Raw genomic sequence first — 15,149 nt, forward strand, 5'->3', positions numbered from 1 at the left:
CGCGTCCGCGTCGAGAACTCAATCCCGGTACGCGGCCAGCACTTCGACGGTGCGGGCCTGGGTCTGCGGATCCCCGATCGCGAACCCGCTGAACTCGGTGGCACCGGCGGCCGCGAACCGGCGCAGCTGGGCCAGCACCGACTCTTCGTCGCCGAACACGCAGATGTCGGCGACGTCGTCGACGCCTTCGCGGTCCAGCATCGCCCGGTAGGCGGGCAAGTCGCCCGGATTGAACATGCCCGCGATCTCGGCGCGCGCGGCCGCCACATCCGATGTGACGCTGACCGGCAGGCCGACCACCACCTGCGGGGAGGGCCTGCCGAACCGCTGCGCCGCCGCGCCGATACGCGGAACGATATGACTGTCAACGACTTTCAACCCTGTCCAGGCGGTCACCGTGCCCTCGGTGAGTTCGCCGGCCAGATCCAGCATCCGTGGTCCCAGCGCCGCGGCAAGAACCGGCGGCGCGGGTGCGCCGGGCAGGCCGAACTGGCCGACCGCGGTGATCCGTGCACCGTGGTGATCCACCGGTTCGCCGCGCAGCGCCGGGCCCAGCACCTGCAGGTACTCGCGCAGATAAGCCGCCGGCGCGTCGTAGTCATAGCCGAACACATCGGTGACCAGGACGCGGTGACTGACACCGATCCCCAGGATCAGCCGACCCCCGGTGGCGGCCGAGACGGTCAGCGCCTGGCGTGCCAGGGCCAGTGGGTGCTGGGTCTGGGCCACCACCACCGCGGAGCCCAGTTCGACCTGCGGCACCGCGGCGCCCGCGAGACCCAGCGTGGTCAGCGCGTCCCAGCCGGCCAGGTCCGGGGACGGCGGCAACTGTGGGAACCACACCCGCGGGAATCCGGCGTCGGCGGCATCGCGCACCGCCTCCAGGACGCCGGGGAACCCGGCGGGATCGGGTAGAACGGTGAGACTGATTTTCATGGCGGGAACACCTCGATATGATTCGGAGACTGCCTCCGATCAATATATGGAGACAGTCTCCGCTTGTCCAGAGGAAGCGAGAACCGATGACGGCCCGCCCGTTACGCGCCGACGCCGCCCGCAACCGTCAACTGCTGCTGGACGCCGCCCGCGAGGCCTTCGGCGCGCACGGCGTGACGGCCTCCCTCGACGAGGTGGCCCGCGCCGCTGGGGTCGGCCCGGGAACCCTCTACCGGCACTTCCCCACCCGCGATCAACTGGTGTTGGCCGTGATCGACGACGGCCTGATCAGCATCCGCGACCTCGGCGCCGAACTGCTGGAATCCGATGACCCGCTGGAGGCGCTGCACCGGTGGCTGACCGCCTATGTGGAACAGGGCGGTGTCTTCGAAGGGCTGGCCCGCACCCTGGCCAGCCCGCCGGCCGGCGAATCGAGTACCTGCCGGATGGCCCGCGACGCCGGTGGCGCGCTCATCGCCCGTGCCGCCAAAGCCGGTCTGGTGCACCGGGATACCCACATCGACGATGTGCTCGACATGGCCGCGGCCATCGCCTGGGTCGGCGAACAGCCCCATCGCGACGCGGATCAGCGCGCCCGGCTGCTGCGCGTGGTGATCAACGGGCTGCAGGCGGCTAGGTGACGGCGTTCTCGACCATCCTCGCCGCGATATCGGCGGCCTCGTCGCCCGCGCCGTAGCTGCACGCCCAGGCTTCCACGATCACATTGGTGACCGCCGACAGCGCATGCTGGCACTCCCAGCCGTCGGCGTCGTCCTGGGTGGTGATCTGGGTGAGCACAGCGTCGGTGGCGGTCAGATCCTCGATCTGCCAGGTGTAGCTGTCCGTTCCGTCGTCGATGGCGATCGACGTGCCGGCGCACGCGTCCCAGCCGGACCGGGCGTTGTCGAAGAACCGCTGCGCCTTGTCCGCCGACGGGTAGAGCACCGCGGTCTGTTCCACCCAGTGCGCGTTGTCCTCATCGGGTTCGCGGGACACCTGGTCGCGGACCGCGGTGTACCCGCTGTCCCCGTAGACCGGCTGCTCGGCGCCGAAGATCGAACCGAGGCAATCCGGTTCGGACACGTCGCCGGAGTGATCCACCATCTGGTCGAGCTCGCCGGTGATCTCCATGCTGTCCGAGCCCATGATGTCGTTGATGTCCCCGATGGACAGCAGCACGTCGTCGAGCTGACTCTCCTTCAGTGGCGGCGCGTCCACGGGCGCCGCGTTCTCATCCCGGACGGCCTGACCGGTGACGGTGCTCGAACACCCGGTCAGCAGCGCGCATCCGATCGACACGGCGACGAGGGCATGACGGGCATACCGCACGCGCGGCGATCCTGCGGCACTGTTCACCGCGTCATTGTGACCGATGGCGCGCCCGGAGTCACTTCTTCGCTTTGTCTCCGGCCGCGTCGGTCGACAGCGCCGCGACGAAGGCCTCCTGGGGCACCTCGACCCGGCCGATCGTCTTCATCCGCTTCTTGCCCTCTTTCTGCTTCTCCAGCAGCTTGCGCTTACGGGTGATGTCACCGCCGTAGCACTTGGACAGCACGTCCTTGCGGATGGCCCGGATGTTCTCGCGGGCAATGATTCTCGATCCGATGGCCGCCTGGATGGGCACCTCGAACTGCTGGCGTGGGATGAGCTCCTTGAGCTTGGTGGTCATCTTGTTGCCATAGGCAGCGGCGCCGTCCTTGTGCACGATCGCGCTGAACGCGTCGACGGCCTCACCCTGCAGCAGGATGTCGACCTTCACCAGTTCGGCCTCCTGCTCGCCGGCCTCCTCGTAATCCAGGCTGGCGTAGCCGCGGGTGCGCGATTTCAGCGAGTCGAAGAAATCGAAGATGATCTCGCCGAGCGGCATCGTGTAGCGCAGTTCCACGCGCTCCGGCGACAGGTAGTCCATCCCGCCCAGTTCACCGCGGCGGGCCTGGCAGAGCTCCATGATGGTGCCGATGAACTCGCTGGGCGCGATCACCGTCGTCTTCACCACCGGCTCGTAGACGGCACGGACCTTGCCCTCGGGCCAGTCCGACGGGTTGGTGACGATCATCTCCGTGTTGTCCTCTTTGACCACGCGGTAGACGACGTTGGGTGCCGTGGAGATCAGGTCGAGATTGAACTCGCGCTCCAGCCGCTCCCGGGTGATCTCCATGTGCAGCAGACCCAGGAACCCGCAGCGGAACCCGAACCCGAGCGCCACCGAGGTCTCCGGTTCGTAGGTCAGCGCCGCGTCGTTGAGCTGCAGCTTGTCCAGGGCCTCGCGCAGTACGGGATAGTCCGAGCCGTCCACCGGGTACAGGCCCGAGTAGACCATCGGCCGCGGTTCGCGGTAGCCGACCAGCGCTTCGGTGGCGCCGTGGCGCGCCGTGGTCACGGTGTCGCCGACCTTGGACTGCCGCACGTCCTTCACACCCGTGATGAGGTAACCCACCTCGCCGACGCCGAGCCCGTCCGAGGCCTTGGGATCCGGCGAGACGATGCCGACCTCGAGCAGCTCGTGTGTCGCTCCGGTCGACATCATCTTGATCTTCTCGCGGGGATTGAGCTTGCCGTCCACCACCCGGACGTAGGTCACCACACCGCGGTAGATGTCATAGACCGAGTCGAAGATCATCGCCCGCGCAGGCGCGTCGTCCTTGCCGACCGGGGCCGGGATCAGGCGCACCACCTCGTCGAGCAGCTCCCGCACGCCCACCCCGGTCTTACCGGACACCCGCAGCACGTCGCTGGGTTCGCAGCCGATGATGTGGGCGATCTCGCCGGCGTAGCGGTCCGGGTCGGCGGCGGGCAGGTCGATCTTGTTGAGCACCGGGATGATGGTCAGATCCCGGTCCAGGGCCAGGTACAGGTTGGCCAGCGTCTGCGCCTCGATGCCCTGAGCGGCGTCGACCAGCAGCACCGCGCCCTCGCAGGCCTCCAGCGCCCGGGACACCTCGTAGGTGAAGTCGACGTGGCCGGGGGTGTCGATCAGATGCAAAACAAAGTCTTCGCCGTTGACCTGCCACGGCAGCCGGACGTTCTGCGCCTTGATGGTGATGCCGCGTTCGCGCTCGATATCCATCCGGTCCAGGTACTGGGCCCGCATATCGCGGTCGGCGACGACCCCGGTGATTCCGAGCATACGGTCGGCCAGCGTCGACTTGCCGTGGTCGATATGGGCGATGATGCAGAAGTTCCGTATCTGCGCCGGCGCGGTGAACGTCTTGTCGGCGAAACTGCTGATGGGAATCTCCTGGTCCTGGCGCGATCGTGTTATCCCAGGGTATCGACAGCGAGCCCCTTGGACACAATCGGGCGTGCCTGGCCTCGCTATGCTTGGCGGCTATGGCGTCCCAGTGGAAGGCCTTCCAGAGGTTCGCGGAGAACCTCGTGTTCAACGAGGCCCCGAAACTCATCCGCCAGCTGCCCAACCCCGAGCGCGTCCTCCAGCAGGGCCTCAAGATCGGTATGGAGGCACTCGCGGCCCAGGCCAACCCGTCGCCGGTCGCTCTCACCAGCGGACGGCCGGTGACCAGCGCCAGCGTGCCCACCGCGCAGCGGGCCCGGCGCATCGCCTACTCCCCCGACCTGGACGGCCGGGCCGATCCGGGCGAGATCGTCTGGACCTGGGTGGTCTACGAGGACGATCCGACCCGCGGCAAGGACCGCCCGGTGCTGGTGGTGGGCCGTGACCAGCGCACCCTGCTGGGGCTCATGCTGTCCAGCCAGGACCACCACGCCCACGACGACCAGTGGGTCGGGATCGGGGCGGGCACCTGGGACTACGACGGCCGGCCCTCCTGGGTGCGCCTGGACCGGGTGCTCGACGTGCCCGAGGACGGTATCCGGCGTGAGGGCGCCGTCCTCGACAAGGATCGCTTCGAGATCATCGCGACGCGGCTGCGGGCCGAGTTCTCCTGGAGCTGAGTTCGCGCACCAGCGGCAGTACGCCCTCGCCGACATGGCGGATCTCGTCGGCCTGCGGGTATCCCGACAACACGAACTCGCTGATGCCGAGGCCGGCGTACTCGGCGAACACGTCGGCCACCTGCTGATAGCTCCCGATCGCCGCGGTCCCCGCGCCGTCGCGCAGCAGACTCGGCCCGGCCCACAGACCGGGATGCACCTCAAGGCTGCGCGCATCCACCAATTCGCCGGTGGTCAGCGCCGCCATCCGGCGCTGCCCCTCCGATCCGCTGGCCAGGTAGCGCTCGTGGGCGCGACGCACCTCCTCGGCGGACAGTCCGGCGATGAGTTCGTCGGCGCGCCGCCACGCCTGCTCCTCGTCCGCGCGCGCGACGGTGTGCAGGCGCAGACCGAACTTCAGCTCCCGGCCGCGTTTCGCGGCGGCGGCGCGTACCCGCTCGATCTTCTCGGCGACCTGCTCGGGGGGCTCACCCCAGGTGAGGTAGACGTCGGCGTGCTCGGCGGCGACCTCGATGGCCTCCGGGGAGGACCCACCGAAGTAGATGGTCGGCAGGGTGTCCACCGGGTAGGCCATCCTGGCCGCCTCCACGTCGTAGAACTCGCCGTGGAAGGTGAACTCGGGGTTGCTCCAGGCCCCGCGCACCACCGCGAGGAACTCACCGGTGCGCCGGTACCGGGCGGCCTTGTCGATGCCGTCGCCGTAGCGGCGCATCTCCAGGTCGTCACCGCCGGTGACGATGTTGAGTGCCAACCGATTTCCGGTGAAACGCTGGTAGGTGCTGACCTGCTGGGCGGCCAGCGTCGGCGACAGCACCCCCGGCCGGAACGCCACCAGGAACTTGAGCCGGCGGCTGTGCTGCGCCAGCGCGGCGGTGGCCAGCCAGGAGTCCTCGCAGTGCGAGCCGGTCGGTGTCAGTGCCGCCTCGAAGCCGAGGTCCTCGGCGCTGCGCACCAACGCGGTCAGGTTCTCCAGCGTCGGCTGCAGATGCGACTGCACCCGCTGCGAGGAGCTGCCCCGGTTGTCCGCGATGGTGGTGGTGTCCCCGTGCGTCGGCAGATACCAGTGGAACTTCATCAAGCGACCCTCGCGTTCTCCAGCAGATTGTCCACACGCGGCATCACTTCGGCCGCAAAGCGTTCCATCTCCGCCTCGAAAGGCTGGAACGCCAACATGAATGTCTCGATACCGTCGCCGAACCAGTCCACGATGCGCCGTGCCACGGTGTCGTAGTCGCCGACGAGCCCGGCGGCAGTGCCCCCGTTGGGGCCGACATGCGGAAGGGCACTGAGCCGCTGCCACATCGGTGACGCCGGATCGGTGTCGCGCCCGAACTTGGCGGTGACGTCATCCGGGCGAGCCTGATCGGCGCGTTGCAACTCCCAGTGGTAATCCATGATTTCGGCCGCCTCGTGTGCCGTCGGCGCGGTCACCACGAACCCCGCCATCCCGAATCGCAACGGCGCCCCGGTGCGCGGTCGGCGCCGCACATCGTCGAGCAGTGTGCGGGCGTCCTGCGGCGACTGGCCGTTCAGGAACAGCACATCGGCTTCTGCGGCGGCCAGGGTGCGGGCCTGCTCGGACTCCCCGCCCAGATAGATCCGCGGTCGCACACCCGCGGGATGGATGACGAAATCGTCGATCTGAAAGTACTTTCCCCGCAATGTCGTTCGTTCTCCGGACAGCAGCGAGCGCACGGCGTGCAACCATTCGGTGCCGTACACGTAACGTTCGCCGTGCTCCAGCATGCCGATCCCGGAGCGTTCCAGATCCGGGATCCACCAGGCATTGACCACGTTCACGGCGAACCGGCCGCCGCTGATCTCCTGGATGCCCTGGGCCTGCTTGGCCAGGATCGTCGGGTGGATGATCGACGGCTTCACCGCGGCGATGATCTCGATCGTGTCGGTGAGCGCCGCCAGCGCGGCCGCGGCACTCCAGGCATCCAGCTGGTCGAGGTGTTCGCCCAGCGGATTCATCGTGTGCTGGGCGATCAGGGTCGAATCGAATCCCAGCCGTTCTGCCAGCAGCACCTGGTCGCGCACCCGCGCCCAGGAGGCATCGATGGGATCCTGCGGATGCGCGAAGGCGGCCATCGTGCCGTGCACATTGGCCCACACCCCGAACCTGGGACGATCGTGTTCGCGCGAGACTGTCACGCCACAAAAGTACTCACCACCAAGCACTTTGAGAAAACCGGACCTAGTTCGGATCAGCCAGATCTCTACTCTTCCGCCCGCCCCCCGGCATGCGTAGCTTGAGTCCGTTCCCTGACCGTCGCCCGCTTGCGAACCCCACCTTTCCCGCAAGCCGGACCATTGCGGTCGGGCCCATGTGCGTTGCCTCACAGTGCGGTGCAGCGCAGCGTGACCGAAAACCGTTCGAGCAAGAGAGCATTCCTGTGATCGAGATCGAGAACCTGACCAAGAGGTTCGGCGACCGCACCGTCCTGGACGACATCTCACTGTCCGTCGGTAGCGGGGAAATCCTGGCCGTGGTCGGGCCCAGTGGCGCCGGTAAGAGCACTTTGTCACGCTGTGTCAGTTTCCTGGAGCGCCCCACCAGCGGCACCGTGCGGGTGGACGGAAAGGACTTCTCCCGCCTCGACGGTGACGCGCTGGTAGCCGCACGCCGCAGTGTCGGGGTGATCTTCCAGACCGCGCCGCTGCTGCGGCGCCGCACCGTGGCGCAGAACATCGCGCTGCCGTTGCAGTATCTGCACGCCACCGACGGCTCGGTGGACAAGCGGGTGTCCGAGCTGCTGGACCGGGTCGGTCTCGGCGACCGCCGCGACTACTTTCCGGCACAGCTCTCCGGTGGGCAGAAGCAGCGTGTCGGCATCGCCCGCGCGCTCGCGCTGGGTCCGTCGAACCTGCTGTCCGACGAGGCGACCTCGGGTCTGGACCCGGCCACCACGAAGTCGATCCTCAAGCTGCTGAGCCATCTTCGCGACGAGTTCGGCCTGTCGATCATCCTGATCACCCACGAGATGGAGGTGGTCCGAGAGGTCGCCGACTCGGTGGCACGGATCGAGGACGGCCGCATCATCGAAAGTGGCTCGGTCGAGGACATCATCCTTGATCCGGCATCACCACTGGCCCACGAACTGCTGCCGGACCGGCCCAGCGTGGCGCTGCGCGGGGCCGGAGACATCTGGGAGGTGTCCTATGCCTCCCGCGATGTCCCGCTGGACTGGCTGACCTCCATTCAGTCCATCCCGGGCCTGGCCGGCACCCAGGTCAGCGTGCTCAGCGCCAGCGTGGAGGCCATCCGTGGCGTGGCCGTGGGCCGCGCGGTGCTGGCCCTGTCCCCGGGCACCCCAGCCGGTTTCGAGCGTCAGCTGCGTGACCGCGGCTTGCACGTGCGCCCCGTGAGCGCCGTCGCCGACGAGGAAGCCGCGTGAACTATCTGGCCCAGGAGGACTTCAGCACGCCGTGGTCCAGGGTTCCCGATCTGCTGCTGCCCGCCTACGGCCAGACCTGGCTGATGGTGGGCATCACGATGGCACTGGTCGTCCTGATCGGCACCCCGGTCGGCATCATCCTGCACAACACCTCGACACTCGGGCTGTTCCCGGATCCTCGGGTGTTCAACGCGCTCAACACCATCGTCAACGTCGGCCGGTCGCTGCCCTTCCTCATCCTGATGGCGGCCATCATCCCGGTCACGCGGTTCATCGTCGGCACCACCATCGGTGTGGCGGCGGCCATCGTCCCGATGACAGTGGCCGGTGTGCCGTTCTTCGCCCGCCTCGTCCAGAACGCGCTGCGCGAGGTCCGTTCCGATGTCACCGACATGGGTCTGGTGTCGGGCGGATCCCACGTTCAGGTCATCCGCTCGGTGCAATTGTCCGAGGCACTGCCCGCCCTTGCCGGAGCGCTGACCGTGAACACCATCGCCATGATCGAGTATTCGGCAATCGCCGGGTCCATCGGCGCAGGCGGTGTCGGGCATCTGGCAATCACCTACGGCTACAACCGCTTCGACGACAACATCATGATCGCCACGGTGATCGCGCTGATCCTCACCATCCAGCTGGTGCAGTTCACCGGGGATCGCGCCGTCAAAGCCCTCACCCGCTGAACCCCTTACACCCATATACAGAAGGAACGACTGTGGCAGATCAGAGCGGCACTCCCGGCCTCGACATCGAGATCAAGAAACGTAAGCGCTGGCCCTGGGCGGCGGGTGCGGTGGTGGCGGTGGTCGCCATCGCCGGCGGGGTGGCCTACGGCCAACTCTCCAACCGCGACAAGCCGTTCGGCACCGAACTCGAGGTGGCGACGTGGAGCACCGATATCGCCGCGGAGAACCTGCTGGCCTACATCTCCGAGAACGTTGCCCCCGATCACGGCATCACCATCAAGCCGGTCCAGATCGACAATCTGATCGAGATCAACCGGGCCGTCGACGCGGGCACCGTGGCGGGGAACTTCTTCGAGCATCAGCCCTTCCTCAACGATGCCATCGCCGCCAACGGATTCGAACTCACCTTGGCCGCACCGACATTCACCTGGGATCAGGCCACCTACTCGGACAAGTACAACAGCTGGGACGAGCTGCCCCGCGGGGCCAAGGTCGCGCTGCGTGACGATCCGGCCGGGCAGGCCATCGCGCTGCTCGACCTGGCCGAGGCCGGCCAGATCACGCTGAAGCCGGGCAAGGACACTGTCGCGGGCCTGCCCCAGCTCGGTGATGTCGCCACGAACCCCAAAAATTACGAGTTCGTCCAGGTACCCATCGGCCAGTTGGCCCGCAGCCTGCCCGATGTCGATGCCGTCGTCGTGCACATCTCCGATGTGTACGCCGCGGGACTGCGTGAAGATCAGATCCTGGACCGGCACCCCGCGCCGGAAGGTAGCGAGGGCGGCCTGGTGGTCAGCAACAAGCACCTCGACGATCCCAACGTGCAGAAGTTGATCGCCACCTTCCAGGATCCGAAGATCGCCGAGTTCCTGGAGACCACCGACAACGCCCTCATCCGCGACACCCTGGGCCCGATCGGTGCGTCCGGTACCGAGAGCGCGGAATCCACGTCGTGACCACCAAGAAGCCGCTGTACTACTCGGCGTTCGTCATGAACACCGCCTCCCATGTGCTACACGGTCTTTGGCGGGCCCCGGAGGCGCAGAACCACAAGTTCAACTCGCTGCGGCACTGGACGTCGCTGGCCGCCGAGGTCGACAAGGCCGGCTACGACTTGCTGTTCTTCGCCGACGTGTTCGGCCTGCGGGCACCGTGGAACGGCAACTGGCGCAAGTCGGTCGAGGCCGGGATCCAGATCCCGGTCAACGATCCCTCGGTGCTGGCGTCGGCGCTGGCGGCCGCGACGGAGAACCTGGGCATCGTGTTCACCAGCTCGATCATCCAGGACCACCCGTTCAACTTCGCCAGGAAAATGTCCTCGCTGGACCACTACACCGAGGGGCGGCTCGGCTGGAACATCGTCACCAGCTTCAACGCCAACATGTTTCGCAGCTTCGGATACGAAGGCACCCTGGCCCACGACCAGCGCTACGAGTGGGCCTACGAATACCTGGATGTCGCCTACAAGCTGTGGGAGGGCTCCTGGGATGAGGACGCGCTGGTGCAGGACAAGGAGCGCAGCGTGCACTCCGATCCGGCGAAGATCCACAAGATCAACCACGTCGGACAGCGCTACAGCGTCGAGGGGCCGCATTTCACCTCCCCGTCCCCGCAGCGCACACCTGTGCTGTTCCAGGCCGGGTCGTCGCCGGCAGGACAGCTGTTCTCCGCCCGTAACGCCGAGGGTGTCTACATCGGCAGCCCGACACCGGCCGATGCCTACAAGTTGACCAGCGAAACCCGCGCGCTGGCAGCCGAACACGGCCGCGACCCGCAGGACATCACCTTCGCCCAGGGGCTGTCGTTCGTCATCGGTGACAGCCATGCCGATGCGATCCGCCGCAATGACGAACTCAAGCGGTATCTCGACCTGGAGGGCATCGCCCTGCACGCGCTCGGCGATGCCGGTATCGATGCCGGCGGCCTTCCGCTGGACACCCCGATCAGTGAGCTCGGCGAATTCACCGGTATCCAGAGCTTCAAGCGCTGGGCCGCCGAGGTGTCCGGCAACGAGGAGCCCACCATCCGTGACATGGCCTGGGTGATGGAGGGCGCCAACCGCGTCGTCGGCACTCCCGAGGAGATCGCGGATCGGCTGGAGGAGTGGCGCGAGGCCGGCGTCGACGGCATCAACGTCTATCACGCGACCGTGCCCCAGTCGTTCCGCGAGGTGGCCGACCGGTTGTTCCCGACACTGCGCGAGCGTGGGCTGATCGGTACCGACAAGTCGGGCACGTTGCGCCAGAAGCTACTCGGACGCGGCGACCGTCTGCCGGACACCCATCCGGCGGCCAGGTACCGCGGGGCGTTCACCGACAACTCGCTGGCCGATCAGGTACCGGAGCCCGCACCGCACCAGCGACAGGGTCTCAGCACCAGCGCCTGATCACTCCCGCGCGAACCGCACGTGCGGCAGGCCGTCCTCGATGCTGACGCGGCACCGCACGCCGTAGACCGTGCCGATGAGACGTTCGGTGAGCACCTGGACGGGCGTGCCGGTGGCCACGATCCGGCCACCGGAAAGCACCACGACGTGGTCGCAGAACATGGCGGCCAGATTCAGGTCGTGCAGCGCCACCACGGTGGTGACGTTCAATTCCCGCACCAGTGCCAGGATCTCCAGCTGGTGGGCGATGTCGAGATGGTTGGTCGGCTCGTCCAGCAGCAGGTGATCGGGATCCTGGGCCAGGGCCCTGGCGATCTGGACCCGCTGGCGCTCCCCGCCCGAGAGCATGTGCCAGTACCGGTCGGTCATGTCCCGCAGCCCGGTGGCGGCCAGCGCGGCCTCGACCACGGCCGCGCCCTCGGGGTCCGCGCCGATCATCCCGGTGTACGGGATGCGGCCCAGCCGCACCACATCGCGCACCGTGACGTGCAGTTCGGTCTCGGCATGCTGGGCGACCATCGCCACCCGGCGGGCCAGTGCGCGCCGGGGCATCCGGGCCAGCGGCTCACCGTCGAGGTGCACTGTGCCGCGACTCGGCCGGTCCACCCCGGCCAGCAGTTTCAGCAGTGACGATTTGCCGGAGCCGTTGGGTCCCAGCAGGCCCACCGTGGCACCGGGCGCCGGTTCCACGGTGACACCGTCGAGCACCAGTCGGCCGGACCTCGTCCAGCTGACCTCGGCCGCGAGCAAGCTCATGCCGGTACCCCCCGGCGGCGCAGCAGGATCAGCGCGAACGCCGGGACGCCCAGCAGGGCCGTCACCACGCCCGTGGGCAGCTCCTGCGGCGCGAACACGGTGCGGGCCAGCGTGTCCACCCACACCATGAACACCGCGCCGAAGATGGCCACCGTCGGCAGCAGACGCCGGTGTGCGGGCCCGACCACGAAGCGCGCCGCGTGCGGCAGCACCAGGCCGACGAAGCCGATCGCGCCTGCGGCGCTGACCAGTGCCGCGGTGATCAGCGCGGTCATCACCAGCAGCACGATCCGCGCCTGCCGCACCGACACTCCGAGCGTGGCGGCCGCGTCGTCGCCGAAGGCGAAGGCGTCCAGGGCCCGTGCGTAGGCAAGGCAGCACACCAGTCCGGCGCCGACGACCACGCTGCACACCGCGACGTCGTTCCAGGACACCCCGGCCAGCGACCCGAGCAGCCAGAACAGCACCCCGCGGGTCTGCTCGGCGTCGGCCGAGGACAGCACGATGAACGAGGTCAGTGCCGAGAACAGTTGGGTGGCCGCCACGCCGGCGAGCACCACCCGGTCGGTGCCGCCACCGGCTGCGTACGCCAGCAGCAGCACCACCCCGAAGGACAGCACCGCCCCGACGAACGCACCGCTCGACAGGGTGAGCGTGCCGGCGCCCACGCCGAGCACCGCGATCAGCACGGCCCCCGTCGAGGCGCCCGAGGAAACCCCGAGCACGAACGGATCGGCAAGGGGGTTGCGCAGCAACGACTGCAGGATCGCCCCGCACAGCGCCAGGCCCGCACCGCACACCGCGGCCAGCAGGACCCGGGGCAGCCGCAGTTGCCAGACGATGCCGTCCTGGATCCGGGTGGCGCCCGACGGACCGGCGCCCAGATGCTCGGCGACGATCCCGTACACGTCGCGGACCGAAAGGGCGGCCGGACCGATCGTGATGGCCACCGCCGCCGAGACGACGAGCAGCGCGAGTCCCAGCACCCACAGCACCGGCAGCGATCGCGTACGCACGGTCAACGGCCGGAGGCGAATCCGAGTCGACGCAGGCCGTCGGCCACCTTCTCGGTGCCGTCCACGGTCCGTATCGAGGGATTCAGATCGGCCCCGTTCACGACGATGTAACGCTTCTGCTGGACGGCGGTCAGCCGCGAGGTCACCGGATTCGATTCCAGGAATGCGATTTTGGCCGCCAGTGCGTCGCCGTCGATGGTGCGCCGGCTCAGGTCGGCGAGCACCAGCACATCCGGGTCGCGGTCGGCGATCACCTCCCAGCTCACCTGCGGCCACTCCTCGGTGGTGTCGACGAAGATGTTGCGCGCACCGACGGTGTCGGTGATCACCCCGGGTGAACCGCAGCAGCCGCCGAAGTACGGGGCCCGGATATCGGAGAACCAGTACGCCAGGTCGGCATCGGCGTCGAGCCGGCTGTCCTGGATCCGCTGCTCCAGACCGGCGATCAGTTCCTCACCGCGCTCGGTGACGTCGAAGATGCGCGCCAGATCCCGGATCTCGCCGTAGATCGCGTCCATCGTGAACGGCTCGGTGCGGGCACCGTCGGCGTTGACCGACACCTTGCCCACGCAGTCACTGGGCGCCAGATAGCTGGGCACGCCCAGCGATTCGAACTGGTCACGGTCGGCGACGCCACCGGGTCCAAGGGTCCCGGCGAACGATGCCGACACGAAGTCCGGTTCGGCGTCCAGCACGGTCTCCAGCGAGGGTTTGTTGACCGCCAACCGCGGCACCCCGGCGTTGTCCTGGGCGAGGTTCTCGCGCACCGGATCCGTCCACGTCGCGGTGCCGACCATACGGTCGGCCAGGCCGAGGGACAGCAGGATCTCGGTGGAGCCCTGGTTCAGCGACACCGCGCGCTGCGGTGGCGCGTCGATCACCACGTCACGGCCGCAGTTCTGCACCGTGATCGGGAAACCGGCTGTTGCATTGCTGCGTTCGGCGGGGGCCTCGGGCTGGCCGCAGGCGGTCAGCACCGCCACCGAGGCCGCGACGAGAATCCGGCGGCCGATCATCCGGGCTGCCCGGCGGTCGTGAAGCCCGCGGCGAGCTTCTCGACGGCGGCGACCTGCCGGATACCGGGATCGAGCTCCGAACCGGTCAGCACGACATAGCGTTTCTGCTGCACCGCCGTCATGGTGCGGGTCACCGGATTGGACTCCAGGAACGCAATTTTGGTGTCCAGCGCGTCGCCGTCGATGCGCTTGCGGCTCAGATCCGCCAGCACCAGCACGTCGGGGTCGCGGTGGGCCAGTGCCTCCCAGCTGATCTCCGGCCAGTCCTCTTTGGCGTCGTCGAACACGTTGGTGGCGCCGACCTCGCGGGCGTAGAGGCCCGGTGCCGAACAGCATCCGGCCAGATAAGGCGTGCGCAGCCCGGAGAACCAGAACGCGACGGTGGCGTCCCGCTGCGGGACCGCCGACGCGTCGCCCAGCCGCTTCCTCAGATCGCCCACCAGCTGCGCGCCGCGGTCCTGCACATCGAAAATCTGTGCCAGTTCTGTGATTTCACGGAAAAGGGTGTCCATTTCCAGCGGGGCGGTGCGAGTCACCGTCTCGCCCTCCACCACCGCGTCGGTGCACACCGACGGCGACTGGTAGGTGGGTATCCCGAGTTCGGCCAGGCGGGCGCGTTCCCCGACGACCGCCGGGGTGAAGGTGTGCGCGCTCGCCGAGGTGATGATGTCGGGTTCCAGATCGAGCACGGCTTCCAGACCGGGATCGTTGTCCGCGAGCCGGGGCACCCGGTCGTTGTCGGCCGCCAACTCGGGAAGCACCGGATCGAACCAGGTGGAGGTGCCGACCATGCGGTCGGCCAGACCGAGCGAGAGCAGGATCTCGGTGGAGGCCTGATACAACGACACCGCGCGCTGCGGCGCCGCCGCGAAGGTGACCTCCACACCGCAGTTCTGCAGTGTCAGCGGATAACTGGTGGCACCGGTGGTGCCGCCCTCCGCGGGTGCCGGGGCGGGCGTTTCGGTGCGACTGCACGCGGTGACGAGGAGTGAAAGGGATACAAGCGTGATGAACACACGCACGGCGGTGACTTCCTTCGGTGC

The 15,149-nt window shown here is 68.0% G+C and carries 15 protein-coding genes; 6 read left to right on the forward strand and 9 right to left on the reverse strand.

Annotated features, from left to right (window positions below; all coding sequences use genetic code 11):
* Positions 1-18 precede the first annotated feature (18 nt).
* Complete coding sequence (locus AC1DTF_RS24970) at positions 19-936, reverse strand: TIGR03564 family F420-dependent LLM class oxidoreductase (protein WP_477476017.1); 918 nt, start codon at positions 934-936, stop codon at positions 19-21.
* A gap of 86 nt (positions 937-1,022) precedes the next feature.
* On the opposite strand from AC1DTF_RS24970, the gene AC1DTF_RS24975 reads away from it, so the two are divergent.
* Entirely contained in the window at positions 1,023-1,577 is a 555-nt protein-coding gene (locus AC1DTF_RS24975) for a TetR/AcrR family transcriptional regulator (protein ID WP_477476018.1), read from the forward strand.
* Here the strand turns inward: AC1DTF_RS24975 and AC1DTF_RS24980 are convergent.
* Together AC1DTF_RS24980 and lepA are read right to left on the reverse strand one after the other, a co-directional pair.
* Positions 1,570-2,292, reverse strand: a complete 723-nt coding sequence (locus AC1DTF_RS24980) for a sensor domain-containing protein (protein WP_477476019.1) — start codon at positions 2,290-2,292, stop codon at positions 1,570-1,572. The genes AC1DTF_RS24975 and AC1DTF_RS24980 overlap by 8 nt on opposite strands.
* 31 nt (positions 2,293-2,323) lie before the next feature.
* On the reverse strand, positions 2,324-4,198 hold the full coding sequence (gene lepA / locus AC1DTF_RS24985; protein WP_082614383.1) for a translation elongation factor 4: 1,875 nt from the start codon (positions 4,196-4,198) through the stop codon (positions 2,324-2,326).
* Positions 4,199-4,266: 68 nt separating this feature from the next.
* On the opposite strand from lepA, the gene AC1DTF_RS24990 reads away from it, so the two are divergent.
* Entirely contained in the window at positions 4,267-4,848 is a 582-nt protein-coding gene (locus AC1DTF_RS24990) for a type II toxin-antitoxin system PemK/MazF family toxin (protein WP_477476020.1), read from the forward strand.
* On the opposite strand, the gene AC1DTF_RS24995 is transcribed toward AC1DTF_RS24990, so the two are convergent.
* Positions 4,808-5,923 (reverse strand): LLM class flavin-dependent oxidoreductase, encoded by a 1,116-nt coding sequence (locus AC1DTF_RS24995; protein ID WP_477476021.1) that lies wholly within the window; start codon positions 5,921-5,923, stop codon positions 4,808-4,810. The genes AC1DTF_RS24990 and AC1DTF_RS24995 overlap by 41 nt on opposite strands.
* Positions 5,923-7,005, reverse strand: a complete 1,083-nt coding sequence (locus tag AC1DTF_RS25000; protein ID WP_477476022.1) for an LLM class flavin-dependent oxidoreductase — start codon at positions 7,003-7,005, stop codon at positions 5,923-5,925. The genes AC1DTF_RS24995 and AC1DTF_RS25000 overlap by 1 nt, the downstream gene beginning before the upstream one ends.
* A 242-nt stretch (positions 7,006-7,247) precedes the next feature.
* Here AC1DTF_RS25000 and AC1DTF_RS25005 point away from each other — a divergent pair, with 242 nt between their 5' ends.
* From AC1DTF_RS25005 to AC1DTF_RS25020, 4 genes are read left to right on the forward strand one after another with little or no spacing between them, the layout of a single operon-like run.
* Positions 7,248-8,249: a methionine ABC transporter ATP-binding protein gene (locus AC1DTF_RS25005; RefSeq protein ID WP_057169648.1), complete on the forward strand. Its 1,002-nt coding sequence runs from the start codon at positions 7,248-7,250 to the stop codon at positions 8,247-8,249.
* Positions 8,246-8,929 carry a methionine ABC transporter permease gene (locus AC1DTF_RS25010; protein WP_057169647.1) on the forward strand — a complete coding sequence of 228 codons (684 nt, stop codon included), beginning with the start codon at positions 8,246-8,248 and terminating at the stop codon, positions 8,927-8,929. The genes AC1DTF_RS25005 and AC1DTF_RS25010 overlap by 4 nt, the downstream gene beginning before the upstream one ends.
* Before the next feature lie 32 nt (positions 8,930-8,961).
* A complete protein-coding gene (locus AC1DTF_RS25015) occupies positions 8,962-9,888 on the forward strand; it encodes a MetQ/NlpA family ABC transporter substrate-binding protein (RefSeq protein WP_057169646.1) in 927 nt (308 codons plus the stop codon).
* A 35-nt stretch (positions 9,889-9,923) separates the two neighbouring features.
* The gene (locus AC1DTF_RS25020) at positions 9,924-11,318 is read left to right on the forward strand and encodes an NtaA/DmoA family FMN-dependent monooxygenase (RefSeq protein WP_477476035.1); all 1,395 of its coding nucleotides are present in this window, start codon (positions 9,924-9,926) and stop codon (positions 11,316-11,318) included.
* On the opposite strand, the gene AC1DTF_RS25025 is transcribed toward AC1DTF_RS25020, so the two are convergent.
* Genes AC1DTF_RS25025 through AC1DTF_RS25040 form a run of 4 tightly spaced genes read right to left on the reverse strand, consistent with a single transcriptional unit; the run spans position 11,319 to position 15,128 of the window.
* Complete coding sequence (locus AC1DTF_RS25025; protein ID WP_477476023.1) at positions 11,319-12,074, reverse strand: ABC transporter ATP-binding protein; 756 nt, start codon at positions 12,072-12,074, stop codon at positions 11,319-11,321. It abuts the gene before it with no gap.
* The gene (locus AC1DTF_RS25030) at positions 12,071-13,096 is read right to left on the reverse strand and encodes a FecCD family ABC transporter permease (protein ID WP_477476024.1); all 1,026 of its coding nucleotides are present in this window, start codon (positions 13,094-13,096) and stop codon (positions 12,071-12,073) included. The genes AC1DTF_RS25025 and AC1DTF_RS25030 overlap by 4 nt, the downstream gene beginning before the upstream one ends.
* Complete coding sequence (locus AC1DTF_RS25035; RefSeq protein WP_477476025.1) at positions 13,093-14,106, reverse strand: ABC transporter substrate-binding protein; 1,014 nt, start codon at positions 14,104-14,106, stop codon at positions 13,093-13,095. Before AC1DTF_RS25035 ends, AC1DTF_RS25030 begins: the two co-directional genes overlap by 4 nt.
* Positions 14,103-15,128, reverse strand: coding sequence for an ABC transporter substrate-binding protein (locus AC1DTF_RS25040; RefSeq protein ID WP_477476026.1), 1,026 nt, complete (start codon positions 15,126-15,128; stop codon positions 14,103-14,105). Before AC1DTF_RS25040 ends, AC1DTF_RS25035 begins: the two co-directional genes overlap by 4 nt.
* Positions 15,129-15,149 lie beyond the last annotated feature (21 nt).

The sequence above is a fragment of the Mycobacterium sp. P4_H6 genome (assembly GCF_056400845.1).